Origin of the sequence: Mycobacterium colombiense, from assembly GCF_001953985.1 — a bacterium.
Taxonomy (GTDB): domain Bacteria; phylum Actinomycetota; class Actinomycetes; order Mycobacteriales; family Mycobacteriaceae; genus Mycobacterium; species Mycobacterium colombiense_B.
In genome coordinates, this window is sequence record NZ_MBEI01000053.1 from 64,768 (window position 1) to 90,859 (window position 26,092).

Annotated in this window: 38 protein-coding genes and 3 tRNA genes; 23 read left to right on the plus strand and 18 right to left on the minus strand. The window is 64.0% G+C overall.

Annotated elements, in window-relative coordinates; genetic code table 11:
- The first annotated feature begins 98 nt into the window (after window positions 1-98).
- Window positions 99-1,295, plus strand: a complete 1,197-nt coding sequence (locus A5732_RS14635; RefSeq protein ID WP_065027478.1) for a cysteine desulfurase-like protein — start codon at window positions 99-101, stop codon at window positions 1,293-1,295.
- Between the two features lie 18 nt (window positions 1,296-1,313).
- Here the strand turns inward: A5732_RS14635 and A5732_RS14640 are convergent, their stop codons facing one another.
- Complete coding sequence (locus tag A5732_RS14640; protein ID WP_076055875.1) at window positions 1,314-2,282, minus strand: NAD(P)H-quinone oxidoreductase; 969 nt, start codon at window positions 2,280-2,282, stop codon at window positions 1,314-1,316.
- Between the two features lie 37 nt (window positions 2,283-2,319).
- On the opposite strand from A5732_RS14640, the gene A5732_RS14645 reads away from it, so the two are divergent.
- Window positions 2,320-2,406, plus strand: a tRNA-Ser gene (locus A5732_RS14645).
- A gap of 3 nt (window positions 2,407-2,409) precedes the next feature.
- Here A5732_RS14645 and A5732_RS14650 read toward each other — a convergent pair.
- Genes A5732_RS14650 through A5732_RS14665 form a run of 4 tightly spaced genes read right to left on the minus strand, consistent with a single transcriptional unit; the run spans window position 2,410 to window position 5,875 of the window.
- Window positions 2,410-3,531, minus strand: a complete 1,122-nt coding sequence (locus tag A5732_RS14650) for a baeRF2 domain-containing protein (protein ID WP_076055700.1) — start codon at window positions 3,529-3,531, stop codon at window positions 2,410-2,412.
- A 37-nt stretch (window positions 3,532-3,568) separates the two neighbouring features.
- On the minus strand, window positions 3,569-3,757 hold the full coding sequence (locus A5732_RS14655; RefSeq protein ID WP_076102591.1) for a hypothetical protein: 189 nt from the start codon (window positions 3,755-3,757) through the stop codon (window positions 3,569-3,571).
- Window positions 3,758-3,786: 29 nt separating this feature from the next.
- Window positions 3,787-5,025 carry a lipase LipE gene (gene lipE / locus A5732_RS14660; RefSeq protein ID WP_076102592.1) on the minus strand — a complete coding sequence of 413 codons (1,239 nt, stop codon included), beginning with the start codon at window positions 5,023-5,025 and terminating at the stop codon, window positions 3,787-3,789.
- Between the two features lie 25 nt (window positions 5,026-5,050).
- Window positions 5,051-5,875, minus strand: a complete 825-nt coding sequence (locus A5732_RS14665; protein WP_076102593.1) for a crotonase/enoyl-CoA hydratase family protein — start codon at window positions 5,873-5,875, stop codon at window positions 5,051-5,053.
- Between the two features lie 23 nt (window positions 5,876-5,898).
- Here A5732_RS14665 and A5732_RS14670 point away from each other — a divergent pair, with 23 nt between their 5' ends.
- Window positions 5,899-6,483, plus strand: a complete 585-nt coding sequence (locus tag A5732_RS14670; protein WP_171975027.1) for a TIGR03086 family metal-binding protein — start codon at window positions 5,899-5,901, stop codon at window positions 6,481-6,483.
- 110 nt (window positions 6,484-6,593) lie between these two features.
- On the opposite strand, the gene A5732_RS14675 is transcribed toward A5732_RS14670, so the two are convergent.
- Both A5732_RS14675 and hisC read right to left on the minus strand, forming a co-directional pair.
- On the minus strand, window positions 6,594-7,055 hold the full coding sequence (locus tag A5732_RS14675; RefSeq protein WP_076055708.1) for a DUF4334 domain-containing protein: 462 nt from the start codon (window positions 7,053-7,055) through the stop codon (window positions 6,594-6,596).
- A 9-nt stretch (window positions 7,056-7,064) separates the two neighbouring features.
- On the minus strand, window positions 7,065-8,132 hold the full coding sequence (hisC, locus tag A5732_RS14680; RefSeq protein WP_076055710.1) for a histidinol-phosphate transaminase: 1,068 nt from the start codon (window positions 8,130-8,132) through the stop codon (window positions 7,065-7,067).
- 83 nt (window positions 8,133-8,215) lie between these two features.
- Here hisC and A5732_RS14685 point away from each other — a divergent pair.
- Together A5732_RS14685 and A5732_RS14690 are read left to right on the plus strand one after the other, a co-directional pair.
- Window positions 8,216-8,304, plus strand: a tRNA-Ser gene (locus tag A5732_RS14685).
- Window positions 8,305-8,346: 42 nt separating this feature from the next.
- Window positions 8,347-8,419: transfer RNA gene (locus tag A5732_RS14690), tRNA-Arg, on the plus strand.
- A 70-nt stretch (window positions 8,420-8,489) separates the two neighbouring features.
- On the opposite strand, the gene A5732_RS14695 is transcribed toward A5732_RS14690, so the two are convergent.
- Complete coding sequence (locus A5732_RS14695; RefSeq protein ID WP_076102595.1) at window positions 8,490-9,659, minus strand: tyrosine-type recombinase/integrase; 1,170 nt, start codon at window positions 9,657-9,659, stop codon at window positions 8,490-8,492.
- Entirely contained in the window at window positions 9,652-10,221 is a 570-nt protein-coding gene (locus A5732_RS14700; protein WP_142256611.1) for a helix-turn-helix domain-containing protein, read from the minus strand. Before A5732_RS14700 ends, A5732_RS14695 begins: the two co-directional genes overlap by 8 nt.
- Before the next feature lie 121 nt (window positions 10,222-10,342).
- On the opposite strand from A5732_RS14700, the gene A5732_RS14705 reads away from it, so the two are divergent.
- Genes A5732_RS14705 through A5732_RS14720 form a run of 5 tightly spaced genes read left to right on the plus strand, consistent with a single transcriptional unit; the run spans window position 10,343 to window position 12,953 of the window.
- Window positions 10,343-10,543 carry an excisionase family DNA-binding protein gene (locus tag A5732_RS14705; RefSeq protein ID WP_076102597.1) on the plus strand — a complete coding sequence of 67 codons (201 nt, stop codon included), beginning with the start codon at window positions 10,343-10,345 and terminating at the stop codon, window positions 10,541-10,543.
- On the plus strand, window positions 10,533-10,811 hold the full coding sequence (locus A5732_RS27790; RefSeq protein WP_364298384.1) for a DUF6011 domain-containing protein: 279 nt from the start codon (window positions 10,533-10,535) through the stop codon (window positions 10,809-10,811). The genes A5732_RS14705 and A5732_RS27790 overlap by 11 nt, the downstream gene beginning before the upstream one ends.
- Window positions 10,736-11,125 carry a DUF2742 domain-containing protein gene (locus tag A5732_RS14710; protein ID WP_216351583.1) on the plus strand — a complete coding sequence of 130 codons (390 nt, stop codon included), beginning with the start codon at window positions 10,736-10,738 and terminating at the stop codon, window positions 11,123-11,125. Before A5732_RS27790 ends, A5732_RS14710 begins: the two co-directional genes overlap by 76 nt.
- Window positions 11,101-12,564 carry a DUF3631 domain-containing protein gene (locus tag A5732_RS14715; RefSeq protein ID WP_253189070.1) on the plus strand — a complete coding sequence of 488 codons (1,464 nt, stop codon included), beginning with the start codon at window positions 11,101-11,103 and terminating at the stop codon, window positions 12,562-12,564. The genes A5732_RS14710 and A5732_RS14715 overlap by 25 nt, the downstream gene beginning before the upstream one ends.
- Complete coding sequence (locus A5732_RS14720; protein WP_076102600.1) at window positions 12,561-12,953, plus strand: hypothetical protein; 393 nt, start codon at window positions 12,561-12,563, stop codon at window positions 12,951-12,953. The genes A5732_RS14715 and A5732_RS14720 overlap by 4 nt, the downstream gene beginning before the upstream one ends.
- 68 nt (window positions 12,954-13,021) lie before the next feature.
- Here A5732_RS14720 and A5732_RS27795 read toward each other — a convergent pair whose 3' ends face one another.
- Window positions 13,022-13,222: a hypothetical protein gene (locus A5732_RS27795; protein ID WP_171975028.1), complete on the minus strand. Its 201-nt coding sequence runs from the start codon at window positions 13,220-13,222 to the stop codon at window positions 13,022-13,024.
- A 486-nt stretch (window positions 13,223-13,708) separates the two neighbouring features.
- On the opposite strand from A5732_RS27795, the gene A5732_RS14735 reads away from it, so the two are divergent.
- The 13 genes from A5732_RS14735 (at window position 13,709) to A5732_RS27065 (ending at window position 21,187) form a co-directional block, all read left to right on the plus strand.
- Window positions 13,709-13,993, plus strand: coding sequence for a hypothetical protein (locus tag A5732_RS14735; protein ID WP_142256612.1), 285 nt, complete (start codon window positions 13,709-13,711; stop codon window positions 13,991-13,993).
- A 154-nt stretch (window positions 13,994-14,147) separates the two neighbouring features.
- Entirely contained in the window at window positions 14,148-14,609 is a 462-nt protein-coding gene (locus A5732_RS14740) for a hypothetical protein (RefSeq protein ID WP_076102604.1), read from the plus strand.
- 2 nt (window positions 14,610-14,611) lie between these two features.
- Window positions 14,612-15,298, plus strand: a complete 687-nt coding sequence (locus A5732_RS27055; protein ID WP_142256613.1) for a hypothetical protein — start codon at window positions 14,612-14,614, stop codon at window positions 15,296-15,298.
- A 41-nt stretch (window positions 15,299-15,339) separates the two neighbouring features.
- Complete coding sequence (locus A5732_RS14750) at window positions 15,340-15,726, plus strand: hypothetical protein (RefSeq protein ID WP_142256614.1); 387 nt, start codon at window positions 15,340-15,342, stop codon at window positions 15,724-15,726.
- A gap of 135 nt (window positions 15,727-15,861) precedes the next feature.
- A complete protein-coding gene (locus tag A5732_RS14755) occupies window positions 15,862-16,257 on the plus strand; it encodes a helix-turn-helix domain-containing protein (protein ID WP_076102607.1) in 396 nt (131 codons plus the stop codon).
- Between the two features lies 1 nt (window position 16,258).
- The gene (locus A5732_RS14760; protein ID WP_076102608.1) at window positions 16,259-16,783 is read left to right on the plus strand and encodes a hypothetical protein; all 525 of its coding nucleotides are present in this window, start codon (window positions 16,259-16,261) and stop codon (window positions 16,781-16,783) included.
- A gap of 42 nt (window positions 16,784-16,825) precedes the next feature.
- Window positions 16,826-17,233, plus strand: coding sequence for a hypothetical protein (locus A5732_RS14765; protein ID WP_076102609.1), 408 nt, complete (start codon window positions 16,826-16,828; stop codon window positions 17,231-17,233).
- 125 nt (window positions 17,234-17,358) lie between these two features.
- On the plus strand, window positions 17,359-17,541 hold the full coding sequence (locus tag A5732_RS14770) for a hypothetical protein (protein ID WP_076102610.1): 183 nt from the start codon (window positions 17,359-17,361) through the stop codon (window positions 17,539-17,541).
- 324 nt (window positions 17,542-17,865) lie between these two features.
- Window positions 17,866-18,390 (plus strand): GNAT family N-acetyltransferase, encoded by a 525-nt coding sequence (locus A5732_RS27060; RefSeq protein ID WP_171975029.1) that lies wholly within the window; start codon window positions 17,866-17,868, stop codon window positions 18,388-18,390.
- Window positions 18,378-18,746 (plus strand): hypothetical protein, encoded by a 369-nt coding sequence (locus A5732_RS14780; protein ID WP_142256616.1) that lies wholly within the window; start codon window positions 18,378-18,380, stop codon window positions 18,744-18,746. Before A5732_RS27060 ends, A5732_RS14780 begins: the two co-directional genes overlap by 13 nt.
- Window positions 18,747-18,751: 5 nt before the next feature.
- Window positions 18,752-19,876 carry a hypothetical protein gene (locus tag A5732_RS14785; protein WP_076102613.1) on the plus strand — a complete coding sequence of 375 codons (1,125 nt, stop codon included), beginning with the start codon at window positions 18,752-18,754 and terminating at the stop codon, window positions 19,874-19,876.
- A 238-nt stretch (window positions 19,877-20,114) separates the two neighbouring features.
- Window positions 20,115-20,489, plus strand: a complete 375-nt coding sequence (locus A5732_RS14790) for a hypothetical protein (RefSeq protein WP_076102614.1) — start codon at window positions 20,115-20,117, stop codon at window positions 20,487-20,489.
- 38 nt (window positions 20,490-20,527) lie between these two features.
- On the plus strand, window positions 20,528-21,187 hold the full coding sequence (locus A5732_RS27065) for a hypothetical protein (RefSeq protein ID WP_142256617.1): 660 nt from the start codon (window positions 20,528-20,530) through the stop codon (window positions 21,185-21,187).
- 130 nt (window positions 21,188-21,317) lie between these two features.
- Here A5732_RS27065 and A5732_RS14795 read toward each other — a convergent pair whose 3' ends face one another.
- The 8 genes from A5732_RS14795 to A5732_RS14835 form a co-directional block, all read right to left on the minus strand.
- Window positions 21,318-21,695, minus strand: a complete 378-nt coding sequence (locus A5732_RS14795; protein ID WP_076102615.1) for a type II toxin-antitoxin system PemK/MazF family toxin — start codon at window positions 21,693-21,695, stop codon at window positions 21,318-21,320.
- 3 nt (window positions 21,696-21,698) lie between these two features.
- Window positions 21,699-22,016, minus strand: coding sequence for a hypothetical protein (locus A5732_RS14800; protein WP_142256618.1), 318 nt, complete (start codon window positions 22,014-22,016; stop codon window positions 21,699-21,701).
- 645 nt (window positions 22,017-22,661) lie between these two features.
- Window positions 22,662-23,201, minus strand: a complete 540-nt coding sequence (locus tag A5732_RS14810) for a hypothetical protein (protein WP_142256619.1) — start codon at window positions 23,199-23,201, stop codon at window positions 22,662-22,664.
- 247 nt (window positions 23,202-23,448) lie between these two features.
- Entirely contained in the window at window positions 23,449-24,345 is an 897-nt protein-coding gene (locus tag A5732_RS14815) for a PIN domain-containing protein (RefSeq protein WP_076102619.1), read from the minus strand.
- Window positions 24,346-24,372: 27 nt separating this feature from the next.
- The gene (locus A5732_RS14820; protein WP_076102620.1) at window positions 24,373-25,107 is read right to left on the minus strand and encodes a hypothetical protein; all 735 of its coding nucleotides are present in this window, start codon (window positions 25,105-25,107) and stop codon (window positions 24,373-24,375) included.
- 133 nt (window positions 25,108-25,240) lie between these two features.
- Window positions 25,241-25,600, minus strand: coding sequence for a DNA-binding protein (locus A5732_RS14825; RefSeq protein WP_253189071.1), 360 nt, complete (start codon window positions 25,598-25,600; stop codon window positions 25,241-25,243).
- Window positions 25,558-25,839 (minus strand): helix-turn-helix domain-containing protein, encoded by a 282-nt coding sequence (locus A5732_RS27800; protein ID WP_364298387.1) that lies wholly within the window; start codon window positions 25,837-25,839, stop codon window positions 25,558-25,560. Before A5732_RS27800 ends, A5732_RS14825 begins: the two co-directional genes overlap by 43 nt.
- Entirely contained in the window at window positions 25,746-26,033 is a 288-nt protein-coding gene (locus A5732_RS14835) for a hypothetical protein (protein ID WP_076102623.1), read from the minus strand. The genes A5732_RS27800 and A5732_RS14835 overlap by 94 nt, the downstream gene beginning before the upstream one ends.
- Window positions 26,034-26,092: the final 59 nt, after the last annotated feature.

Sequence of the window (26,092 nt, forward strand, 5' to 3'; positions counted from 1 at the left end):
GGTGCCCTGGCTCGGGAAGCCACCAACTGGCCGGAACGTGTGTGGCACCCGCTACCGTCACAGTTTCGCAAAAAAGCGGAAGCTTTAAGGTGGCCCACATGGCATATGACGTCGCCCGGGTGCGCGGACTGCATCCGTCGCTGGGTGACGGGTGGGTACACTTCGACGCCCCGAGCGGGATGCTGGTCCCCGATTCCGTCGCGACCACGGTGTCGACGGCCTTCCGCAGGTCAGGTCCCACCACCGTGGGCGCACACCCGTCCGCGCAGCGCAGTGCCGCCGTTCTGGAGGCGGCGCGGGCGGCGGTGGCCGATCTGTTCAACGTCGAACCCGCGGGTGTCGTGCTGGGCGCCGACCGGGCGATCTTGCTGTCGGCGCTGGCCGAGGCGTCGTCGTCGCGGGCCGGCCTGGGCTACGAGGTGATCGTCAGCCGCCTGGACGACGAGGCCAACATCGCCCCCTGGCTGCGCGCGGCGCACAGGTACGGCGCCAAGGTCAAGTGGGCCGAGATCGACATCGAGACCGGCGAGCTCCCGACGTGGCAGTGGGAGGGCCTGATCGGGAAGTCGACCAGGCTGGTCGCCGTCGCCTCGGCCTCCGGGACGCTGGGCACGGTCACCGATCTGCGGGCGATGACCAAGCTGGTGCACGACGTCGGCGGCCTGGTGGTCGTCGACCATTCCGCCGCGGCGCCCTACCGCCTGCTCGACGTGAAGGAAACCGACGCCGACGTGGTGGCGGTGAACGCCGCGGCCTGGGGCGGCCCCCCGATCGGGGCGATCGTGTTCCGCGACCCGGCGCTGCTCAACTCGTTCAGTTCCATCTCGCCGGACCCCAAGGCCGTCGGGCCGGCGCGGCTCGAGATCGGCGCGCATCAGTTCGGACTGCTGGCCGGGGTGGTGGCCAGCATCGAGTACCTGGCGTCGCTCGACGAATCCGCCCGCGGCACCCGGCGCGAACGCCTGGCGGTCTCGATGCAATCCGCCACGTCGTATCTGAATCGGATCTACGACTACCTGATGGTGTCGCTGCGCTCGCTGCCGTTGGTGATGGTGATCGGCCGCCCGGAGGTGCGGATCCCGGTGGTCAGTTTCGCCCTGAACGGCGTGCCCGCCGAGCGGGTGGTGCAGCGGTTGGCGGACAACGGGATTCTGGCCGTCACCAACGAAAGTTCGCGTGCGCTCGATGTGTTGGGCGTCAACGATGTCGGCGGTGCGGTCACCGTCGGGCTGGCGCACTACTCGACGACGGCCGAAGTCGACCAGTTGGTGCGCGCGCTGGCGTCCTTGGGCTAGACGCCGGCCAAGGCCTGGCTAGACGGTCAGCACGACCTTGCCGTGCACCTCTCCCGCCGCCAGCTTCTTGTGGGCGGTACTTGCCTGCTCGATCGGGATCCGCTCGCCGATGATGGGCCGGACCCGGCCGTCGGCGATCATCGGCCACACCTTGGCCGTCACGGCCTGCACGATCTCGCTCTTGCTGTTCGGTCCGCTCACCGGGCGGCCCCGCAGCGTGGTGCCGATGACGTGGGCTCGCTTGGCGAGCAGCTTGCCGACGTTGAGCTCGCCCTTGATGCCGCCCTGCATGCCGATGATGACGAGCTGGCCGTCGCTGGCCAGGGCGTCGAGGTTGCGGTCCAGATAGGAGGCGCCCATGATGTCGAAGATCACGTCGGCGCCGCCGAACTCCTGCACCCGTGCGACGAAGTCGTCGTCGCGGTAGTTGATGGTGATCTCGGCTCCCAGGTCGCGGCAGGTCTGCAGCTTTTCGGACGACCCGGCGGTGACCGCCACCCGGGCACCCAGCGCCCGGGCGATTTGGATGGCGTGGGTGCCGATGCCGCTGGCCCCGCCGTGCATCAGCAGCAGCTGCCCTTCGCCCAGGTGGGCGGTCAGCACCAGGTTGGACCACACGGTGCACGCCACTTCGGGCAACCCGGCCGCGTCGACCAGGTCGACACCTGAGGGAATCGGCAGCAGCTGGCCGGCGGGAACGGCGACGTACTCGGCGTATCCACCCCCGGCGAGCAGCGCGCAAACCTCTTGCCCGACAGACCAATTCGTGACATTGGAGCCGGTATCGGCGATGACGCCGGACACTTCCATGCCGATGATCTCGCTCGCGCCCGGCGGCGGCGGGTACTTGCCGGCGGCCTGCAGCAGGTCGGCGCGGTTGACGCCGGCGGCGGTGACCTTGACCAGGACCTCGCCCGGCCCGGCGGAGACGTCCGGCACTTCCTGCCAGGAGAGTTGCTCGGCGGATTCGGCGACGATGGCGCGCATGGTGGCCACGCTACCGAGTCCCGCTACCCTAATCAGCGGTGGCGTGGCAGAGCGGCCTAATGCACTCGCCTTGAAAGCGAGAGACGGCTAAAACCGTCCGGGGGTTCAAATCCCTCCGCCACCGCTCTTATCGGTCGACACTCTGATGCAGCGTCGGGGCGTAGCGCAGCACCGCGCCCACGCCGTCGGCCGGGGAGATCCGCTCGTCGGTGCGCACCAGGGCGGCGCCGACCGAGATCGCCGAGACCGGCAGCGCTTCGTCGGCCCGCAGCGTCTTGGCGGGCGCGGCGCCCTGCTCGGACAGCACGTTCTCGTCCGGGGCGATCGTCGTCAATCCCTCGTCCGCGACGACGGTCGCATCGCCGATGTCGCCGATGATCAGCGTCTCCACCGCGCCTTGACGCAACGCCGAGCAGACCGGTCCGAGCCCCTCGGCGGCCAGTCCCGACTGCCGCCCGATCTCGGCGGTAAAGCGTTGCGCGGCATCGTCAATCGTGCGCAGCTGGCGCTTGACGAATTCATCCTCGATGGCGTGCTCGATCTCGCTGAAGTCGTGGCCGCTGTGCCGTGCCCCGATCTCGAGTGCCACCGCGCGCTCCTGCAAGCGTTCGGGCAGCGCGGCGAGCAGATCGGAGCGGGAGCGCACCTCACCCACCACGAAGATCACCTCGATCGCCTTGTCGTCGGCCAGCTCAGCGACGCGGTCGGCGACGGCGCGCACGTTCTTGCGGCCCGCCTCCTCGGTGCGCAACTGCGGGTCGCCGTAGCCGGCCGTCTCCGCACCGGCGGATTTGTGCACCGGATAGCCGCCGCCGTCGACGGTCTCGGTGCGCAGCGTCCCGCCGATGTGGGTGGTGATGTCGGCACCGTTGTGGTCGACGATCACCAGCACATAGTCGGGGTGATCGAAGCTCTGCTCGAGAATCGGCACCAGATAAGGCAATTCGGAGACGCGAACGATGTCGGTGGCGGCAGGCCGGGCCAGGTGCTCGTTGATCACCACGCCGTCGGCGCCGGCGATCACCGCGCGCCCGCTGCGGCCGATCGGCGGACGCAGGTTCATGATCGCGTCCTCGATCTGGCCGATCACCGTCGCGCCGGCGTGCTGTCGCTCCAGCTCTTCCTTGACCGCACGCCACTTCAGCTCGAGCTGAGCCTCGGCATCATGGGTGTCGTGTGAGTCATCGAAATACACCGAAGCGAACGGCCCCGGTGCGTCCAGCAGTTTGCGGAAGCGTTGCGAGTCCATGCTTTGTTGGTTGCCCCACGAGCCGGGGGGCAAACACCTAGCTTCGATCGCCCTCGCTGTCGTCGAAGAAGTGCCACTCGCCGTCGTGCTGGACTTCCATGCGCCAGCCGAGCTCGCTGTTGTCGGCCTTGTTGTCGACGAACCATGCGTGTGCGTCGTCGGCACTTTCGATGTCTTTGGTCGCGACGACCTCGCCCTTCGGGTTGAGTACTCGATAGGTAGCCATGACTGGCAGTGTTCCCACTGCCGTCGTGATCAACCGGTCGGAATTTCGGCGGTGATCGTGTCCAGCAGGGCGGTGTACCGGCGGGCTTCGGGATCGCGTCCGGGTTTGCCGCTGCTCACCACGCCGGCCGACAGTCCGCGCGCCGGGTCGGCCCAGATCGCGATGTTGACCAGGCCCAGGTTGCCGAACGCGTGCGGCGCGTTGCGCCCGAACGGGCCCCACCGGTTGGTGCCCAGGATGTAGCCGGTGCCCCAGCGGGCCGGCTGCAGGCCGACCGCGAAATCCGGGCGCAGCCTTCGGCATTCGGTCACCGCGCCGTACATGGTCTCCGGGCTGATCACCCGCACGCCGTCGAGTTCGCCTCCGCGGCGCCATATCTCGGCGAACCGCGACATCTCCTGCGCGGTCGACACCGTGTTGGACGACGGAATGATGGTGGTCAGGAACGCCGGGGAGTTGGTGTACGGGATCATTTCGTGCACGGTTCCGCCGATCGCCTTGCGGAAGATCTGGGCGACCACCGGCGGCAGCGTTCGCCCGGTGGCGTGGCTGGGCGCGACCAGCGGGACGTCCTTCTTCGCGACGCCGAAATTGGTCCAGCGGAAGTCGAGCGGGTCGAGGATCTCGGTGGCCAGGATCTCGCGAATCTCCTTGCCGGTGGCCGCGTACACGATCTCGCGGACCAGCGGACCCCAGGTCAGCGCGTGGTACATGTGGAACAGCCCGGGACGGTAGAGGGGCCGCAACTCGCCCAGCTTCTGCTGCGCGTATTCGTGGTCGTCGGCGCGGGTGACGTCCGGCCTGGGGCCGGTGGGGAAGGGCAGTCCCGCGCTGTGCGTCATCACGTGCCGGATGGTGATCCGATGCTTGCCGTGGCTGGTGAACGTGGGGATGTATTCGCACACCCGGTCGTCGAGCGAGAAGACGCCGCGCTCGACGAGCATGTGCACCACGGTCGCCGCCATTCCCTTGGCCGCCGAGTACACGCAGAACGGTGTGTCCGGTGTGACCGCGATCTTCTCCGCGTCGGGCGGATCGCTCGGGGCGTTGCCCCAGCCGTGCCCGATCGCGCGGTTGAGCACGACGCGGCCGTGCTGGCGGACGCAGAGCTGGATGGCGGGATGGAAGCCAGCCCGGTACCAATGCCGGGCGGCCTGCCAGATCCGGTCGACGGCGGCGCTGTCGATTTCGGAGTGGTCTTCGGCGCCGATCGCCGTCACGGAGTCCAGGTCTGCCGGGAGGCGGATCTTGCCGTCGGGTGTCGTCACCTCAGCGAGGGTACGTGGCGCCGGATTATTCGCCGGTGAACTGCGGCGGGCGCTTCTCGAACGTCGCCGAGATGCCCTCGGTCAGGTCCTTGGACGGCAGGAAGGCCGCGTTCCAGGCCGCCACGTACCGCAGGCTCTCCGCGACCGCGGCGGTGCGCTGCTGGTCGAGAACGTCCTTGACGCCGTGCACGGTCAGCGGGGGATTGGCGGCGATCTCCGCGGCGGTGGCGTGCGCGGCGGCCAGGGTGGCGTCGGCGTCGGCGTACACGTCGTTGACCAGACCGATCTTCTCGGCGCGGGCCGCGTCGATGTCCTTGCCCGTCAGCGCGAGCTCGCGCAGGTGCCCGTCGTTGAGGATCAGCGGCAGGCGGGCGAGGCTGCCGACGTCGGCGACGATGGCGAGCTTGACCTCACGCACCGAGAACTTGGCGTCGGCGCTGGCGTAGCGGATGTCGACCGCCGAGATCAGGTCGACGCCGCCGCCGATGCACCAGCCGTGCACCGCGGCGATGGTGGGGGTCCGGCAGTCGGCGACGGCGGTGATCGCGCCCTGCATGCGCTTGACCTCGCGGTGGAACACCGCGCGCGGGCCGGCCAGCGCGTCGCCGGACAGCAGCGGCGTGAACGAGCCGCCCATCGCCGGCACGTCCAGGCCGTAGCTGAAGTTCTTGCCCGAACCGGTCAGCACGATGGCCCGCACGTCGGGGTCGGCGTCCAGCTCCGGAAACAGCTCTGGCAGCTCCGACCAGAAGGCCGGTCCCATCGCATTGCCCTTGCCCGGTCCGATCAGCGTCACCTGGGCGACGTGGTCTTTCGTCTCGACGGTGACGGATTCGTATGCTTGCGCCATATCGAGACCGTAGCGTGGCGAATATGGCTCCTGACTTGCGACCCGGACCGCATTCCCAGCCCGCCGACGAGCTACACAGCGCCGAGGACACCCTGGGGGTGCTGCAGCGGGTCCTGCACACCATCGCGGCCGACGACCTGTCGCGCCGGACGCCGTGCACGGAATTCGACGTCTCGGCGCTCACCGGGCATCTGCTGAACTCGATCTCGGCGCTCGGCGGCATGGTGGGCGCGGAGATTCCGGAGCGTTCGGAAGGCGATTCGGTCGAGCGCCAGGTGATCGCCGCGGCCCGGCCCGCGCTGGACGCCTGGCACCGGCACGGCCTGGACGGATCGGTGCCGTTCGGCAAGGGCGAGATGCCCGCGAACAGCGCGTGCGGCATCCTGTCGATCGAATTCCTGGTCCACGCATGGGATTACGCCTCCGCGGTGGGGCACGACATCCACGCGCCCGAGCCGCTGTCCGAATACGTGCTGGGGCTGGCGCGCCAGATCATCAGGCCGGAATTACGCGGTCAGGCCGGCTTCGACGACCCGGTCGAGGTCCCGGCCGACGCGGGCGCGCTCGAACAGCTGGTCGCTTTCACCGGCCGCAACCCGGCGGGGTAATTCGGAGCTGCTCCTCCGCCGAATGTGCAGCCACGGCGGCCCCGCACGGCATGTCGCCGCCCTGGACGCACACCCAAGGCCGTCAATGCACACTCGACGGCGAGTGGCTACTACTCGCGCTCGAGATAGAAGTAGTAGTACTTGCCGTTATCCCGGACACCCTTGCCGTTCATGATGCCCATCACGGCGTCGTCGTCGATCTTCTTGAAGTGATCGTGCACCGGCTGGCCGTCGTAAACCATGGTGGCGGTGACCTCGCCGCGGAAGTCCTCCAGCCACAGGCTGGCCTCGCCCTTGCCCATCTCCACGTTGGAGAACTTGTTGCCGTCGGCGTCCAGGCAAACGAGCGGCTGCACGTCGCGGACGGACTTGAAGGTCTTGCCATACCAGCCGGCCTTTTCCAGTTGGCCGTTCATCTTGTGGCCGGTCTGGAACTCGCCGCCCTTCCACTCGCCGAGCATCCCCTCGATCGTCGCGGGCGCAAGTTCGGCCCAGAATTCGTCGAGCTCGGAATCCGCGATGTCGCCGCTGCGCTCTTTGAACTCGGTGAACTTCTTGCGCGCGAGGTCCACGGCGACTCCTTACGATTCGGTGCGGGCAATCCAGTCGCAGGCGAAACGCAGCAGGGCGTCATTCTCCTCCGGCGCACCAATGGTGACACGGATGCCTTCGGACGCGAACGGCCGCACCACCAGGCGCGCGTCGGCGGCCTGCTCGGTGAAGTCCATGGTGCGCTCGCCCAGCGGCAGCCAGACGAAGTTGGCCTGTGACGGGGGAAGCTCGAATCCGGCCTCGCGCAGGGCGTCGCTCACGCGGGTGCGCTCGCTCACTAACGCGTCGGTCCGGGCCATCAGCTCGTCGGAGGCCTCGAGCGAAGCGATCGCGGCCGCCTGCGCGACGTTCGTCACCGCAAACGGCATGACGACCTTGTCCAGCGCGGTGATCAGGTCCGGGTGGCCCACCGCGTAACCGCAGCGCAGCCCCGCCAGCCCGTAGGCCTTCGAAAAGGTCCGCAGCACAACGACGTTGCTGTGCGTCAGGGCCAGCTCCAGGCTGTTGGGCAGCATGCCGTCGCGGATGTATTCGACGTAGGCCTCATCGATGGCGATCAGGACGTGCGGCGGCACGGCCTCGACGAAGCGCGTCAGCGCGTCCGGGTCGACGACGGTGGACGTCGGATTGTTCGGGTTGCACACGAAGATCAGCCGGGTGCGGTCGGTGATCGCGGCGAGCATCGCGTCGAGGTCGTGGGTGTGGTCGGTCAGCGGCACCTTGACCGTGGTCGCGCCGGACACCTGGATGATCGGCAGGTAGCACTCGAAGCTGCGCCAGCCGATCATCACCTCATCGCCGGCCGCGGCGGTGATCTGAACCAGCTGCTGGCACAAGGTGACCGAACCGCTACCGACCGCGATCTGCTCGGGGGCGACGTCGGAACCCAGGTGCATGGCCAGCGCGGCCTTGAGGTCCACGCTGGCGTTGTCCGGGTAGCGGTTGACGACGGCAACCGCGCGCTCGATGGCCGCATGCACGCTGGGCAGCGGCCCGTACACGGTCTCGTTGCTGGCCAGTTTGATGGAGCCCGGGACGTTCTTGCCGGGGACATACACTGGCAGTCCGGCCAGTTCGTTGCGAAGGCGAGCGGTCACTTCGACAGTCTATGTCTCGACTGTGTACAGTATGGCCGGTTCCGCGTGACCGGAAAGGGGTCGGTACCCTCAGAAAGTCCAAGGGAGGCGTGCCAGAGCGGCCGAATGGGGCTCACTGCTAATGAGTTGTCCCCCTCAAAGGGGACCGGAGGTTCAAATCCTCTCGCCTCCGCTAGATCCCTAGCGGCAACACGGAACGACAACTGAAGAACAGGCGCCCGTAGCTCAACGGATAGAGCATCTGACTACGGATCAGAAGGTTAGGGGTTCGAATCCCTTCGGGCGCGCTCACTACCAGCGAGGATGTCTTGCCCACGCCTGGTGACACGCCCGAAACCCGATACTTTCCTGATACTTTCAACTCTCGCCTCTGCTGCCTGCGTATTTATCGAGAACGTCGCGCACGTCGGGGCCTCGAGTATGGCGCTGCAGGTAATGGGCCTCCGTCGTGGAGAGCTTCGAATGGGAGAGCTGGCGTTGTGCCAGTTCAGCGCCCAGGGCATCGCGGACGACCGTCGCCACTGTGCGCCGGAAACTGTGCGGCGTGATCCAAGACAGTTCCTCGGGTAGCGCGGCCCGCAGCGCCCGGCGCATGTTCGCCAAGGACATCCAGCCGCCGTCACGGTTTGCGAAAACCGGGCCATCCATTCCCGACTCGCCAACGAGCGACGCTATGGCGTCGACCCCGAACCCGGGTAAGACCACGGTGTGCGGGGGAGCGCTGCCCTTGCGCGCGTCCTGTCGGTGGAGAGCTTTGCCGGCGATGCGGCCGTGGTCGACCAGAGTGCCGGTGATCGTCACTGTGGGAGGGTCGCCTAGGAGGTCCATGTCCGACCACCGCAATGCCAAAACTTCATTCGGACGTGCGCCGGTCGCAGCCAGTAGGTCTACAAACGCCGGGAGCAATCGTCCGGGCCGGGGCCCTGACCTCTTCTGCTGGGAGTAGGACCGCACTGCTGCCCGAACGTGCTCGAACTCCGCGGCCGTCGCCGCTCTGGGGGGCTTGCGGGTTGTTTTGACCGTGCGGGCCTCCCGAATCGGGTTCACCGGCAGGAGGTCGTACCGTACTGCCAATCCGCACATGCCGGACAAGATCATGCGCAGCCGCTTCGCTTGTGTCGTTGATCCCATCTTCTGCAGGCAAGCGTTTGCGCGGCTCGTTGGCAGTTCAGTTACCCGCAGCGCGCCGAGCTGCTCGACGCCATGGACCTTCCATACGGCGCGGTACTGATCCGCGGTCTGCTGGCTGATCCCATCTGCGACGGTCTTCACTTCGATCCAGAGGTCGAATAGTTCCGCCAGGGTCGTCCGATCGGTCACCACTTGGCCAGACAGGGGAGTTCGCCTTTGTACAAGGTGCTGCTGCAGCAGCCGGCGCGCGTCCTCGGCGCTCTTTGCGCTGGACCTCTCTACGCGGCGGCGTCTACCGTCTGCGTCTCGAACATACGCGGAAGCGAAATACTTTCCACCGCTTCGGCTTTCAGCTATCCTGCCGTGCTCGCCGGGCCGCATTCGTTGCCTAGGCATCCTTCAGCACACCTCGAAGCTCGCGGATCTCTGAGTCGAGTTGGCCGATTCTGACATTGATGGCGGACACCCGGTTCTCCATGGATTCACGCACGGCCGGGTCGCCATCAGGGGGATATAAACCGATCCTGACTTGCAGTTTGCCGCGCTCCATCCCCAACTCGTGCCGCTCACTCACCGCCTGCACAAGTCGGTAACCATTGGACCGCTCACCGGCATTCAGGAACGACGGAGCCATCCCGGTCGCCCATAGATAGGCGGTCCAGCTAGTAGCCGGCCGGTCGGGAATGATCTCAATGTCGCCATCGGGAAGGTCCGGATAGAGCAACACTATCGGCGGAACATCAAGTGCCGCAGCAAGAATAAGCAATTCGCCCAGATCGAATCGACCCCGGCCTCCCTCGATCTTCGTGATAGTCGTGCGATGTATCGGTACCTGCAATTCCCTGCAGCGCTCGGCGAGCTGCTGGGCAGTCATACCTGCGTCTTTTCGGAACTTGGCTACCGCTTTACCCACCCGCTCTGCGGTTGCCCGGTGCCACGCCTCTCCAATGTTCTCCACAGCGACATTCTTGCACAGTCATTGACGGACCGCAGCACATTCGCTACGGTTCTTTGCAGCGACATTTCACCTGAAGCTATGTCGATAGACAGAACAAATACACCCGGAAGGATGGTCAGAGATGCCGGAATTGGCAGAGAAGATCACCGCCCAGCTTCACCCGTTAGAGGCAGTGATAGCCCGGCTAGGAGTCGGTCGATCGACTGTGTTCGAACTGATCGCCAGCGGGGAGCTGCGTTCGGTGAAGGTAGGCCGCCGCCGACTTGTCTCCGAGGCCGCGCTGATTGAGTTCATTCAGAAGCTGGACGGCGATGCGGCCTAAGACACGGAAAAGGCCCGCCCCCGCACAGGACGGGCCCTCTCGCAACTACACCAATAGCAATCAGTTTACTGCTCCCTGGCGACAGGAGCCGCACGAACCGCTAACGCCCGAGGACCGTGCCGACCTTGACGTCCTGGTCGCCGCGGCCGAACGCGGATTCAGACTCGCCACACGCTGCCTGCGGTGCGGGCAATGGCTAGTCGCGCCGTCGTCGGTGCGGACACATCTCGGTCCGGTGTGCCGATCCAAGACGGATGGTGCCAGGTGAAAAGTCTTGAATCGCAACAGGTGTCTTTTTGGTCTGTTCATGAGCATGTTCAACCGTTCCTGGACCTGGTCGGGTCGTGGCCACAGGTTGGATCACCCGCGTGGTGTGCGTTGGAAGAGGGGCCGGTGAGACTTGCCGCGTTACTCGACGCTGCCCAACACTGGGCGCTCAGGCTCGAGCTGTGCCAGGAGGCTCGCGCCCAGGCCAGCCAGGCAATTGCGGGTGCGCTCGATTGGCCCGAGGTCAGCCGAGAAATCCACGCGCGCAGCGAGTTCTACGCAGCCCGGCCGTGGCTGAAGCGGGCGGCGTCATGATCGAGGATCGCTCCGACGAACTGCGTGAGTGGTACCGCGAGGAAAACCTTGACGGCGCCGAAGTCCTCAATCGCACGGCGGCGTGGTACGGCCGGTTTATTCGCGTCACCGATCCCGATGACTTGAACCTGTTGACGCTATGGACAGTTCACACCCACCTCGTGGTCGAGCTGTACACGACACCTCGGCTGCAGGTCGACTCTGTGATCTTCGGCAGCGGTAAAACCACCGTGCTCGACCATCTGCAGCGGTTGTGTGAGTATCCGGTTCAGGCCGCAACATTGTCGTCCCCGGCGTTGATCCCGCGGCTGCTTGAGTCCGCGATGCGTACCATCCTCCTCGACGAAGTTGACCGCTCGCTTCACCCCGACAAGCCGGGTGTTGGGGAACTCATCGGCATCATCAACTCTGGATACCGTTACGGGGCGACGCGGCCCGTCCTGGTGCCTGTCAAAGGCGGTGGGTGGGAAGCCAAAGAGATTCCTACCTACGCGCCCGTCGCGATGGCCGGTAACTCGCCGAACCTGCCAGCCGACACCGTTTCACGCTCGATCCGCATCCTGCTCATGCCCGACCTGGACGGCTCTGTAGAGGATTCTGACTGGGAACTGATCGAAGGTGACGCGGAGCAGCTCCGCGCACTGATCGCGGCCTGGGCCGCGTCGGTGCGAGAGCTAGTGAAAGGTTCAGCTGTTGCGTTGCCCGCGGGATGCATCGGTCGATCAAAGGAGAAGTGGCGGCCACTGAAGCGGGTCGCAGTCGCCGCTGGCGGCGAATGGCCTGCGATCGTTGATCGGTTGATCGATAAGAGTCTGGCCGAGGACGAGGCCGAGCGCGAGGCGGGCCTGAAGGCCCAACCGCCCGGAATGGTGATGCTGACCGACCTGTTCGCGGTCTGGCCCGCCGGCGAGACGTTCATCTCCACGCGCGAATTGGTCAGCAAGCTTATCCTGCACCATCCCGACTACTGGGGCGCTTCGAGCGGATACGGAAAGCCACTCACGGAGACAAGGTTGGGAAGGCTCGTCACCCAGGCAGCAAAAGTGACATCGATTCGTCGGGGCGGCGTACCGCCGAGGGGCTACCTCCGATCGCAACTGCAGCCGGCCTGGCGTCGGCTGGGAATAGCACCCCTGAATCAACCTGGCGAACCTGACGAACTTGACGAACCTGACGATGAAAACGCCCCTATCAGCGATAACCGGGTTCGTCAGGTTGGGTTTGACCTCCGTTCGGACAGTAATGAACCTGACGAACCCGGTAACCAGCGGAAACAGTCCAATTCCGCCGGGTTCGCCGGGTTCGCCGGGTTCGCCGGGTTGCAACAGACCTCCCGTCGCGCCAATTGCGAGTGCGGGCGGCCAGCGCCAGTGAACCCGGAAACCGGGTCGTGCCAGTGGTGTTCGGTTAAGGCCAGCAAACATGAGCAGGCGATATGAGACGCGTCATCGTTGACCGCGCACGCTCGGCCTGTCTGTGCGACGTCGGGCTCCCTGCCGTCGACGCATCGGTTTGTGTCGATGAGGACGGCAGCACCACCTTTGTCCTTATCGACGCCACTCGTCTCGGCGACGAACGGTTCACCTACAACCCGACTACCCCGCAAGCGCCGCATGAGCAACTCGGGCCGCTGCCGATCGAATTCATCCGCCGGATCGCCATCGCCCGGCGCAGGCACCTGACCACAGGACACACCACCCACTGCGGCCGGCGCACGAAATCAGGGACACCGTGCCGAATCCCCGTCATGTTCCTAGGCGAAGCCTGCCACTGGCATAAGCCCGCGGCGCGCCCGGTGCGGCACCTGGAAAGCGAGGACGAACGTTGACCCGCACCCGAAGGTCAGCCCGTACCGCGGGCACAAGGTTTGAGACTTCGATCGCCACAGCACTCGCGTCAGCACTCGACGATGACCGGATCGAACGCCGCAGCCGAAACGGTGCAAAAGATCGCGGCGACATCGGCGGTATCCGACTGCACGGCCAGCGGGTCGTTTTGGAGTGCAAGGACGCCTGCACGTTGCGACTCCCTGAATGGACCACAGAGGCACAGCTTGAGGCCGGAAACGACGACGCACTCGTAGGTGTCGTTGTCCACAAGCGTCGGGGTGTTGGAGATCCCATGGCCCAGTGGGTCACCATGACGGTCGCCGACCTAATGGCCATCTTGACCGGACAGCGAGCCGAACTGTGAGCGCCATCGGCTTATTCGACGCACTCGGCAGCATCCCCGAACTGACCGGGGCACGCTGCCGAGGCCGCAGCCAGATATTCGACGAAACCGAGGACCCCGATCTCGTCGAGTACGCGCAAAGTCAATGTCAAGCGTGCCCTGCGCTGCGCGCCTGTGCGTCCTGGCTGGCGTCGCTGCCACCCCGGCAACGACCGCCCGGTGTTGTTGCCGGCCAGGTCCGTACCGCTCGGCGTGGCCGGCCGAAAGCGGTATCCGCGTGATCGCCGGGTCAGTTGAGTGCCCCTGCGGAGCAACCACCGTCCTCGGTCCCAATCAACTCTGGACGCACTGCGACGGATGTGGGCTGATCATCCGTCGACCAACCACCACCACCACCACGAAGGAGAAACCATGAGCAACTTTGATTTTCCCGTTCTCGACGCGCCACGCTTGCACGCCAATAACGAATTTGGCCGTTTCGTCATCGACACCATCGGCGTCGTCGACGCATACCTCGAGGAAACAGACTATTGGACCTCAATGCCCGTCCGACTCGTTCACGATCAGGCGAACGGCTGCCACCTCGAGCTCGGCCCGTACTCGCTCGACCGGTGCGACATCGACGTACTTCGCGGGGCCATCGCCGCCTACGACGAGGCGACCCGCCCACTCGGCCAACCAGGGAGTGGCAAGTGACCTGCTCCGACGCACCCGCCCCCGATTTTTATCAGGGGCACCCCGTACATCGCTACCGCCTCTCACGGTCGGATAGGGATATCGCGATGCTGTCCCGGCAGTTCGCTGCTGTCCTCGGACAGATCGAGGCGTTACAGCCCACGGGGGTTTCCCGGTGACCGCGGCTGAGCCGCTGCGAAGTGTCCGCGGCCGGCGCACATTGGACATGGCTGGTGCGGTTCAACGCCTCGACGTGGTGGCCATCAATGCGGATCTGGCTCGGCTAGTGGTGTTTTGGCTCGGAAAGTACGCCGAATTGGCGACGCAGCGTAACGGGTGCGTCCCGGACGGACTGGTCGAGGCGCAACACGCGCTCGCCGAAGCCGCCGTGGGCGTGGGTGACTCGCGCCAACGCGAGGAAAACTCTTTGGCTGCAGTCGAAACCGTAGTCTCAGGCCATGAACCTTGCGTGGACACCGCGACGGCGGCTGCAGCCCTCGGTTGCAGCGCCGACAACGTGCGGGACCACTGCCGTAGAGGCAATCTCAAGAGCCGAAAGGTCGGCAGGCAACACATGGTGACGATTACCAGCTTGGAGAGCCTGAGGGTCCGCTTGAACGAGAGGAACGGCGAGTAGGTATGGAAACGGTAGTTGTGTCAGCCGCAGAGCTTGCGGAACTCGCGCGGATAGTTGGTGTGGATCCGGCTTCGGATTGGGAGACGATTAAGGCGGCCGCGGATAAGCTCCTGGCGGAGGACGCCGCTAAGCGGAGCGCCCAAAACCGTTCACAGGCAGAGAAAGTACTTGAAGCTGAGGACCGCCGGCTAGTCGCTGCGGCGGTAAATGATGGCCGGCTAACGGCTCAGAGCGCGCAAAGTTGGCGCGCTGCGCTCAAGCGTGACCGGCCGGGCAATCGGTTGGTGCTTGCGTCGTTGGCACCTGGTATCAGACCGGATGGCCGGATCGGACCTGACCCCGACTCCGACCTGGAAGACGTTTACAACCGGCTCATGGCGCCGTGGCTTGGGGGTCAGACGAAAAGCGTGGCGGCTAGCCGGTCGCAGTCTCAGCTTCCCCGCCATACGGCACCCTGGCGCCCCTCGAATTCCGCAGAAATGACTGGCCGCAGCGAAGCCGACATCGACGCGGACCCGACGTACCGTCATGTGGCTTGGAACTTGGGCGCCCGGTTCCGTGATGGCTTAAAGCCGCCCGAGTCGACGTACTACGGCATTCCGGCGATCAATGACGATTACACCCCCGAGCTGATCGAAAACGGCGACGGCACCGCGTATTGGAAGCCAAAACCAGTTCGAGGGAACTGAATCCGCCTCATGAGAAAGAAGAATTGACTATGCCCTACCGCGTGACAGCACCCCTGGTCCTCGTGCATGACCAGTCCGGATCCGTCCACTATCACTACCGCGATTGCCCGAACCTGGGCGCGCCGACGAACTACGGCGACACCATTCCATGGCTGTCCGATGCGGAGGCCGAGTTCTTGCTCGCCTCCGGTCTGATCGAGCGCATCGAGCCGGATGTATCCGACGCGGACACATCGGAAGCGGGTCCAGGAGTACTCCACGACTGCCTCAAGGCGCTCGAGCACCTGGGCGTGGACCTTGGCGCCGGCGCGCCAACTGCCCGCACTGCCTTACGTGAGGGTGGGCACCGCTTCGCCAACGACGTTGTCGCCGCGGCCGTCAAGGCCCGAAAGGATGCTGTCCGCGCACTGTCCGGGACAGCCGCGTAATGAACCTCGTCTGCGCGCTCGCTACCTTTCTCTGGTGCGCGGACAGGCGGCACCAGCCGGCCTCGCTGCCGGCGGTCGAGCGCTGGCGCGGCCGGCTGGTGCCGAAAACAATGGACACACGCAAGGCGGCGACCGGTGTGCGCTGAAATTCGCTATGGCGATGGCATAAACATCTCACTCGGTATAGGCGCCGTCCTCGTCGACGTGCTCGGCCTCGTCGAGAAACTACTGGCTCGCCAGAACGGCCAGCCGCTCCCGACCAAACTGCGGGAGATTCGGGACGACCTGAGCGACTGCATCGCCCGAGCGGCTGCTAACGCCGACGTCAGTACGAAAGCTGTTACCGCCGAATCGGTTCTAGCCTTCGAGAAGGACCCCGCTGCCGCGGCTGAAGCTCTCGGTATAAGCCCCAGCGGCGTCCGGTGGGCCTGTCGCGCTGGCAGGCTCGGCAGAAAGGTCGGCGACCGATGGCTGATCAGCGACGAGGAGATCGCGATGTACCGCAACACCTATCAACGGGCGGCGTGCTGACATGACAGACGAAACGTTTCGGCTTGGCCGGGAGGACGCCAGCCTGGTGGTGGCCGCCGCTAACGATGGACGCATCACTTCAGACAGCGTGCCTCAGTGGCTGATGGCGATGCGAGCGGATCGAGCCGGCACGCGTAAGACCTTGGCATCGTTGACTTCTGTTCGGGCCAACTTGCTGAACACCAGCGACGACGTCGTGTCCGGCGCCGACCACGCAGAGCGCGGCGTGATGGCATCGTTGGCACGACTCGGTATTCAGCCAACTAGTCGCAAGGTCGCAGCGAGCGGCGCTCCCGCGCCAGCTGGTTACGCCGCTCCTGGGCTGCCGTCTGCGCGGGAAATACTGTGGGGCAAGCCCTTCGATCAGTGGACGCAGGAGGAGCGCGACGACGCTACCCAATGGCAGCTCGGCCCACGCTTCCGTCAGGGTTTGAAGCCGCCGCCCGGTGGCGTGAGCTATTACATCCCGTCGGGCGACCCGAGCACAGTCGAAGTACCCGACCATCGGCTCGACGATCGCCGCTGAACAGGAGCAGAGATGTTTGGAACTACGCCAATCCACGACCCGATGGGTGTCGCGGGCGATTGGAAGCCCCGCTATCGGGTCACTGCCGCCTTGGTCATCGCCAAGGACCAGACCGGCCATCTCCGGCATTGCTACAAGCGCTCCCTGCTGGGCTGGCTGAGCGACGAACAGGCCCAGCATTTCCTGCATCACAACCTCGTGGCTCGCATCGACGACGGTGCCGACATTGCGGAACTTCCCGCGGCCGAAACGGTGGCGGAGTGTGTTCAGGCGCTGAACCGGCTGGGTGTCGAACTCAAGGCCGGCGCGCCTCGAGCTCGTACAGCACTGCGGGAAGCCGGCCGGAAGTTCTCCAACCAGACCGTCGCCGCGGCAGTTCGCCAGCGCAAGCTGGCACTGACTCAGCGCAGAGGTCATGACGAGGAGTTCGAAGAGATCGTCGCCGGGTGAGCGCGAAAACTGTCCCGGACAGTTTCGGACGATCCGGCGCGCCGCTGCACCTGTCCCTAGGGCCATGGGCTTTTGTGCCCGGAGCAGGGCGGTCGGTGTAACCACGGAGAAGTAGGGGTGACGAAATGGGTGACCAGCATCACTGGGACACGATGACCACACACCAAGTACTCAGCGGCCTGAGCGACAACCCCAGACAGTTCCGTGGCGTATCGCCGTCCGTGCGACTCATGGAACAAGCGCACCGCGCCTGGCGCGAACAGCGGTTCGGAGACAGCACCATGGATTACATGCGGGTGCCGTTCTGATGGGTGCTTTGGCCCATAGAAGAGTCCCGGGCGCGGGAGATCGTCCGTCAGGAGCTAGCCGCCAGGCCAAACTCGCCCATGATGCCGCCCCAAGTGCATGTCGCCCAGGCGAGAAGCGCGAGTCGTGGAGTCCCACCCATTCTGTGGGACTGCTGGCTGGTCGCCGTGCTGCGGGAAGGTCGGCCGGGATGTTCAAGGTCGCCGGTACCTCGTAAACACGCTGGACAGAGGCAATTCCCGGATCCTGTCGTCCGCCTTGATTACCATGGCGCAATAAGTCGACGTCGCCACTGCGGGGGTGTCGCGAAGCATTGGGAGGCAATCGTGGTGCTTGTTCGCCAGGGCGCGAAGCTTCCGACTCTGTTGGAGCGGGCACACGTCCGTGACCTGCGGCCCAAGGATGTTGAGCGGGTGCAGGCGCTGCTCGCGGTGCTGCCTCAGCTATATCCCAACGGCGACACCTGGTTGCAGCGCCGGTTGGATGGCGCGTTGGCAGGTCGGGCCCGTTGCACCCTGGTCGAGGTCGACGAAGTGTTGGCGGGCGTGGCCATCGAGACGCCGAAGGCTCCTGGTCGGGTCAAACTCAGCACTTTTCTGATCGCCGCCGAGTACCGCGAGGCGGGTGTCGGTAGCGCGTTCATCCGGTTTCTGCGCGACCGCTGGGTAAGTGAGCGCCTAGATCAGGTGTATGTCACGGTGGCGGAAAGCCATCACGCTCAAGTGCAGCGCGTTTTCGAGCCGGTTGGATTTTTGACCGTGGCGCATGAGCTTGACCGATACGGCCCGGGGCGCAACGAATACGTGATGACGTGCCTACTGTCGGAGGATCACAGGCATTGCCCGCAGTGATGGCAATCCGGAATCAGCATGCGGACCGGATTTACCGTGGTGACAAGCGGTTTGAGTTTCGACGGCAGCGCCCACGATTCACCACCGGACTGCGGGTGTACATCTATGAGCCGACCCCAGTGCAGCTGGTGACGGGGCACTTCTGCGTCTCCACGCTGATCGACGTCGAAGACAACCTTGTTGCGCTGGAACAAGATAAGTGCGCACGCACGCTCGTCGAGTCGTATCTGCAAGGCGCGCGGCGACCCACCGCTATCGGAATTGTGAAGCCGATGCGGTTGGACCGACCTCTCTCACTCGCACAGCTCGGCGTGACAGCTCCGCCGCAGTCTTACGTGTACGTCGATTCGAAGTAACCGCTATGGGTTACTTTGCGGTCCTAAAACCAGCTGACGCCGACGACGGTGCTGAATTCAGTATCACCCGCTGCCACATTAACCTGTGGGCACTCCGGTCCTTCATTCCTGGCCGGCGGCTGCTGTATTTTGACTTGGGTTTGGAGATCTCGGCGACGGGAACCAAGCCGATCCACGCTGTGGAGGTGCTGCTGCCCTTCAAAGTTGAAGAAGGCTACAACGGCGACAAATTCAAGCGGTGCATGGACCTCTACGATGCGCTGCTGCACGACGAAACCGCCGAGCTGATCTTCGGCGAACCGGTCACGGTTTCCGGGCCACCGCAGGACCGAAAGTTGGCCCTCGAATCCGGGGCCGAATTGCACCCGCGCCACATCGACACCGCCAAAGTGGTGGCCGCGTCGGATGAGCCACCTCGCTCTTCGTGCTATCTCGTACCGTTAAACTCTACGCTCGCGTGTGATGCGAAAGCGTACGTGCGCTTCAGGTTTCGCGTATTCGCCAATCGTCCCATGCTCACAGCGAAAAGCCCTTTCGGCGGACTCTTTCTGGACTTCCGGATCGCCGACGTCCGCGAAAGCCGTAGCCGCAGTAGAGAATCGTCTATTCGGCGCCGAATCGTGCCGATCGACAAAGTCAATTTCTTCGCAATGTTGCCAGATCAGTACCAGCTACTGACGGCCAGCTCCGAACCACGCAACATGCGGATCCTGGAGACCCGCGCGTGGGGCACCTACCTTAACCGGGTGGCCTATATGCACCCCTCAAATGCGCAGCTGGTGTACTACTGGCGCAGCGACAGCGACTCAAAGGTTTCCTCGGACAATCCATTCCGGGTGTTCGCCAGTTTCGATCGCCACCTCAATAAGGCGAAAATTGTGTTCTGGTGCACCGTCGCGGCGCTTTTCACTGCTGGCCTGGTTCGGTCAGACTGGCTTCCAGGTATCACCACCGACAGCATCAAATGGGCTCTAGGACACTTAGCGAGCTTTCTGGGCCTCTTGAGCCTCGGTGGAATTATCGCGGCTTGTCGGTGGGGGTTCAAGTTCGCGATGAACCGCTTCGCCAAGCTGCGCTTGACGGCTCGCTGGGTGGAGCGGCTACTACTGGGTTTACGGTTAGGCCCCTGACCCTGGCGTGCTAACCGTTCAGCCGCTGGGGTGCCCAGTATTCGCGTAACGATGCGATCTTGCCCCGCGAAATCGAGCCGTTCCGCACCCTCCAACCCCGTCCCCGACTGTGGTGTTCGCTTCCGAAACAATCGCCGGACCATTTTATGAACTCGCGCCGACGCGAGCAGAAACCCATTGCGTCCCTTTCCCTTCTAGCGTTAGCGGTGACCGCTGACCGCCGACGATGAGGTAGGCAATGAAGGTATTGGTAGTGCACCGCCCCACTGAGGCCGATCGCGAATTCTTCCAATGGACTGTCGACGGCAAGCTGCTAGTTGTCCCCGGGGTCTGTCCGTGGCAGGGGTGTACAACCATAGTCATCGCCTGTGACCTGGACGTCTCGGAGAACGACTTAATTTCCGCCTGCCGCAGTACCTTTGAGGCCAGCGGGCATGACGACGAAACGTTCGGCGAGCCCCTGGAATCGATCTTCCGCGAAGTCGCATCCGATGCGATCGAGGCCGCGGCCGAGCACCCGCTAGGAACGGTCCTACGGCTGACGCAGTATCCCGACGAGGGCGGTAATTGGCATTACCGCCTCGATGCGCCAGCTGGAAGCGGTGCGCGCTGATGTCACGGCTAGGCCGCCAGTTTCCGAACAATCAGCTGATGTGGCAGCTGCGCCCGCTAGTGACGCCTATCCCGCAATTCGATTCGATTGGTGCAGGTCTGTCTGGCGGCCAGTCGGGCAGCTGGACACATAACGTTGGCGCCAACGCCAAAGCTGTCATCATCTTCGGGATGTGGTACAGCAACACAGGATCCGGAAACGCATCAGTGAGCTTCGGTGGCGTAGGCGTCCCGGTTAAAGCCTCAAACGGTGGTTATGGAAACACCACTTGGGGCGGCGGTTCTGGCTACTACACATACCACTTCGCGTGGGCAATGCTGAATCCCGCAACAGGAAGCGTCACCGGAGCGTACTCAATCCCTGGCGGTACCGGATGGGCGATGAGCATCAATTCCATTACCTACAACAATGTTTCAAGCATCGGCACCGGAGTATCCGGCTATGGCGCTGGAACCGCCGCATCGCACACCACTGGTGTGACCCCAAGCAGAGGCCAGCTGCTTGCACAGGGGTTTGCCCAAAATGTTGGACCCACAACAGGATTCACGCAATACAACCAAAACCAGCGCTGGAAATCCACGGCCGGATATTCCTTGCTTATCGGAGATGCTCCCGCTGCGGCATCCGTTCCATTCACTGCTCTCGCACCGGCCGCCGGCCCCGACTGGTCGAGCCTCGTCGTCCCCCTCGCCGCATAGCAGACGACGATGGCTGCCGCACTGTATCGCCGATGTGGGACACCTGAAGTGTGTCGGTCAGAGGCAGACGCGAACACCTGGGTGTCAGCCGCAGTGCCAGTGAACCCGTAGCAATCGCGCTGACGCTTGCTCAAACCTGTCCGAGGTAAGAGAACAGCGAGACGTCGATTTGCTCTAGCCGCGCTGGATCGAGATGTCCGGTGAAGTCTTCGAGGTGCTGCTTCTCGATGGATTGCAGGGCTGGCACGCGCACCCAGCACTTCTTTTGCACTCCCGCTTCGCCGGATCCGAGCGCGACGTCGAACTTGGTTCTCCATTTCGTCTGGCTTGAGATCGGGCACCCCGAGACGATAGGCCAGCCCGTATCCGAGTTGGTCTCATCGCCGCTGAGAACCACAAAGTAGCGCCGGCCGGCGTGGATGACCTTGCGAAGCTGGCTGGGTAGCAGTATCAGGATGTCGTCAGGGACGAAGTAGACGCCACCTCTGACTATTGGCGGTTTCGCCATCCCTCAGATGAGCCGGTTGGTGAGTTGGCGCAGCCAGCCGAAGCTGCGCACCTCATTCACTAGGCCGGATAGGTCGCCCTCGTTCTTCTCTTCGGGCATCTCCGCTTTGAGTTTGCTGAGGTAGGCACGTCGATCCGCGACAGCGGTCTTGAGCTCTTCTGTCGCTTGTTGAATCTCGTCATAGAAATGACGGGGTAGGAGATGGACACCGCCGTGTTCGTCCTGGAGCACGACGAACTCTTCCATCGGATGGCCGCCTTGGACGACGAGCTGCGATTTCTTGTTGACGCGCACTACTTGCGGGTCATGAAGAGTGGTCATTCTGGGTGTCCGCTCAGTCCGAGTGTCATGTATCCGCAGAACCGCAACGTACAGGGCACACCCCAGTATGCCCGAAATGCTGGGGATATGCGGAATATGGTGGTCACGGCGTTGTCACGGTGAGCTCCTCAACAGCCGCCGCGACCTCGCGCACAACTCATCGGCGAGTGCTTAGCGAGTGAATAAACCGAGCGCGGCGACGGCAGCCGCGACCACCAACGCCCAGCCATCACCGGACGAGCAACCCAGCCCACCAGCTCGGACGTCGGCCATCGCGCCATGGCTTGGCCTTAACACCTGCATGGAGACCATGCGACCGGTCACCAGAAACGGGCAGGCCAGCAAACATTGCACCATCCATCGTACCCACCCCCCGCCGAAAAAATCGAAGGGTAGGGCCCTCACAGCGACCGCCAGCCAGTCGCCATTTTTTACGTACAGCCAATTTTGAACGAGATGTTTGGCTATGAGTGACAGTAAAACTGCTGTTCAACGGCTTGTCTTGGAGGCCCGGCCTGCGTGTTCACGGTGAGGGATGCCTCTTCATCGTGTGGAGCGGGTTGTCACAGCGGTGAGTGGCTCAAATTGCTGCCCCGCGGACAGTTGTCCGGGGCCTGTCAGCAAACCAATGCGCTGCGAGAGCGCTCAGAGGCCTGATTGCGTGCGGATCGCCTCTATGAGGGCGTCTGAGCGGGCGCGGTCGTCGGTGTCGTAGATCGTGGCCTGGTCGATGCCGAGGTCGATCTCGCTACCGTCGCTGAATCGCAGGCGAATGTCACTGACATCGACTTCATCGCGTGACGGTTTGCCCCAACCGTCGACGTGCGGGAAAGCTCTGCCAATCGATAGGTTCACGGCGTCGCGCAACCGATGCACTGAGGCGTCATGTACGGCTGTGCCCACTGACTGGTGGAGGCGCTGGAGTCGCTGTTCTGCGTCGCGGTCGTACTGCTCGGCGTCGAACTCCAATTGCAGGCGGATCAGGCGGTCGTCGTCGGTGACGGCGACAACGGTCCACAGGCTTGGTTGATTGGAGGTGTATCCGGTCCAGGACGCGCTGATTCGGTGATCGCCCAGGAGCGCCGCGACGTGTAGCTGCACCCTCCATGGGCTGCCCATGCTCAGACGGTTGTGTGTGTGAATTCTGATTTGCTGCCAGTAGTCGTCAGAACCGGAAACCTTCATGGTCATCCTTTCGGTAATTCGCATTGGAATTGTGCGCGCAGGGGTTTGAGGGGCACGTTAAGTAGCGAAAGCGGGCCGTTAGCCCCGACTGCCGGGCGGGGCGTCCACCGTCGCCGTCGGCCCGCCCATCCTGGCGCGCTGGCGTCGGGATCGTGCAGCGCATTGAAGGGCATCCACGCGCCGCTGTGATCGAGATTCACCTGCATGGTCGCGACGGTACGGCGGAGGGGTGACGATACGCGGCAGGTTAGACAGGTGGCGGTTCAACAAATGGGAGGCCCACGGCCGAAAGCTTCGTCTGCATGTTGATATCGCTAGTCGCGACGTATATTGCCGAACCGGGATGCTCGGATTGCAGCAGTAGGGCCGCCGCTACAAATCGGTCATCGGGCACACTCATGTCGAGCCAATCGGGTAAATCCTCCGACCGCGGCTCTACGTGCTCAAATTTGGCGATCACGTCGCCAGCGACGCGGATGCCTTCGCGGACATCGCCGTTGGAGCGGATGCCTTTCAGTCGTCGCTCCGCCCGCCGAGCGTCATTGCGGAGTGCTTCCGTTCGTCCCGCTCGCTTGAGGTCGTCTATCTCGCGTAGAACGACAGGCAGCAAGTGGGCGACATACTTTCGGCCGATCTCGCCTGTGTAGGCAGCGACGTCAGGGTTGTCGATCAAAGCGTTTGTGTCAACGACAAGCCGGACTGGATAGTCGTCCGATGGAAGAAGGCGTGTGAGAGCGTTTAGATCGGCCACAGTTGCCCGAATTTTGTCCTGTGCCGCGTCAATGCTTTGTGGAATGTCGTGGTCCCAGCCGCCGCCTCGGACGAGCCAGCGTTCTAAGTGAAAAATGCCCTCGTTGAGCCGTTCGGCGACTTGGGGTGTCGGATGTGGGAAGAGGAGCCGGAATCGCGGCGCCCACTCTCGGAGTTGGCGTAGAAGCGTCATTCGCGCGGACTCGAGCTGATCGTCGCTGTCGACCCATCCCCAGTCGGGGGCGCCGACAAAGCGGACGCGGCTGTCGGCTCGATTCGGGTTGACGTATTCGATGTCGCTCGCTGTCAGGATGTCGGCGTACGCCCCAGCTATCGCATTCAGTTCGGCTGCTAGACGCTCGGTGTAACTCTGCTGATGCTTGATACGTGTCATTGATTCGTTGCAAGTTGTGAAATGCGGTTACCAGATGACGACTTCGGCGTTATCGCCGCCATAGCAGCGCGTCGATACCTTGGTCGACCCGTCACTGAAATACGCGGGATATCTACCGACGCAGGTCATCTCATAGCCGTCGCCGGTCACCGGCGAGAATGCGGTGAAGCTGCTGGCCATGCCTGAGGCGTAAAATACTTGGCGTACGTTCGCCGCGAACGCACAGCTGGTGTGGCCACCGACGACACCTTCATGCCCATCCGGGCAGATGGTGAAAACATGGGTGCCGCCAGGGGGCGGAATCGCCGGAGCCGGTTTCACTTCGGGTGCTGGCGGCGGCGCAGCTTGCACAGTGACCGTCGCCGGCGCGGGCGCTGGGGGTATGACAGTCACCGTCGATGGGGGCGCCGCGGTGATTTTCGGCAGAGCCTCCGGAACGATGGTGGCAGGCCGTGTGGCTTCCGGGACTGTCGCCGGCTTGGTCTGGTCGTGGAGATTGAAACCAAGCCATATCAGCAGACCGACCGCGACTGCTACTGCGGCGCAGGCGATGACGATGATGCTGGCGCGCTCCGCAGCGCGTCCCCACGAGTAATCGCCTCCGGCGTCGCCGTCCTCGTCGGACCACGCCAACTCGGGGCCGCCGACCGTGAGCAGCGGTACGAGATCAGTCTCATCGGCGGCCGCCCCGATCTGGGTCTCGTCCGCCTCGGCTGCAGCCGTGGTTAAGGGCTGCTCGTCGTCGTGATTCCCTGTGTTCATTCCCAGATTTCTTTCGCCTGTGTATCTGGGGATTATTAACCGGACAACCTGCAGCGCGTGGCCGTTTAGACGCATCAGGCCGCCGCAGGCAGAGCAGGGCTGACCGACAACTACAGGCAGTCCCCATGCCTGGTCACGGCGAGCTCTTCAACCGCCGGCGCGACCTAGCGGACAATCCATCGGCGACCGTTTTCGGAGGCTGTCCGCAGTGGTGGACATGCTCTGGTGGTGCCTCCACGGTGTTGCTGTAGTGATCAATCATCGCGGTGACGTCCGCCTCGGTCATGCGCCAGGTGCGCCCCAGCTTGTATCCGTGGATCTCTCCCCGGTTCAGACGGCGAGCCAGCCAGCGCTCGCCGTCCGTCCACTCCCGCGGCAGCACCATCGCCGCGACCTCAGCCAACGAAAATGTGCGCAGCACGGGACTGCCATCGGTGGAGCGCATTGCGCTTATCTGGTTTTCGGCGGCTCGTAGGAGCGCGACATCATCCACTCATCGATGTCTTTAGCTGTAAGCCGGTAGCGAGTGCCATTCCCTATTGCGTAGGACGGCAGATACCCCAAACGGACAGCGTCTCTGATCAGGGTCTGCGAAATCCGGGCGTATTCAGCAGCCTCCCTGACCGTGAACCAGATCGTCACTGCGCCGACTCGCGAAACTCGGCGACCCAGCGGCCCTGGACGAACGTGTATAGAAGGTTGCCTTCCTCCCACGACCGATTGGGAAGCCACTCATTAATGTCGTCGACCAACAGTCGGTAGGCGTGCCCGTTTCTGGGCCCGATGGCATAGGCCGGCAGTAACTCGAGCCTGACGTTGGCGCGGATAATCGCGGGCGTGACATCGGGATAGCCCTGCTGGTTAGCGTATTCGGCCGCCTCAGCAGGTGTGAACCACCTCCTCGGTACTTCACGCTGGAATGGCATTGCGTCACCCTATGACGGCAGCGCAGAAGCGGCCAAGGTGTCCCGAGGCCACGGCGGCT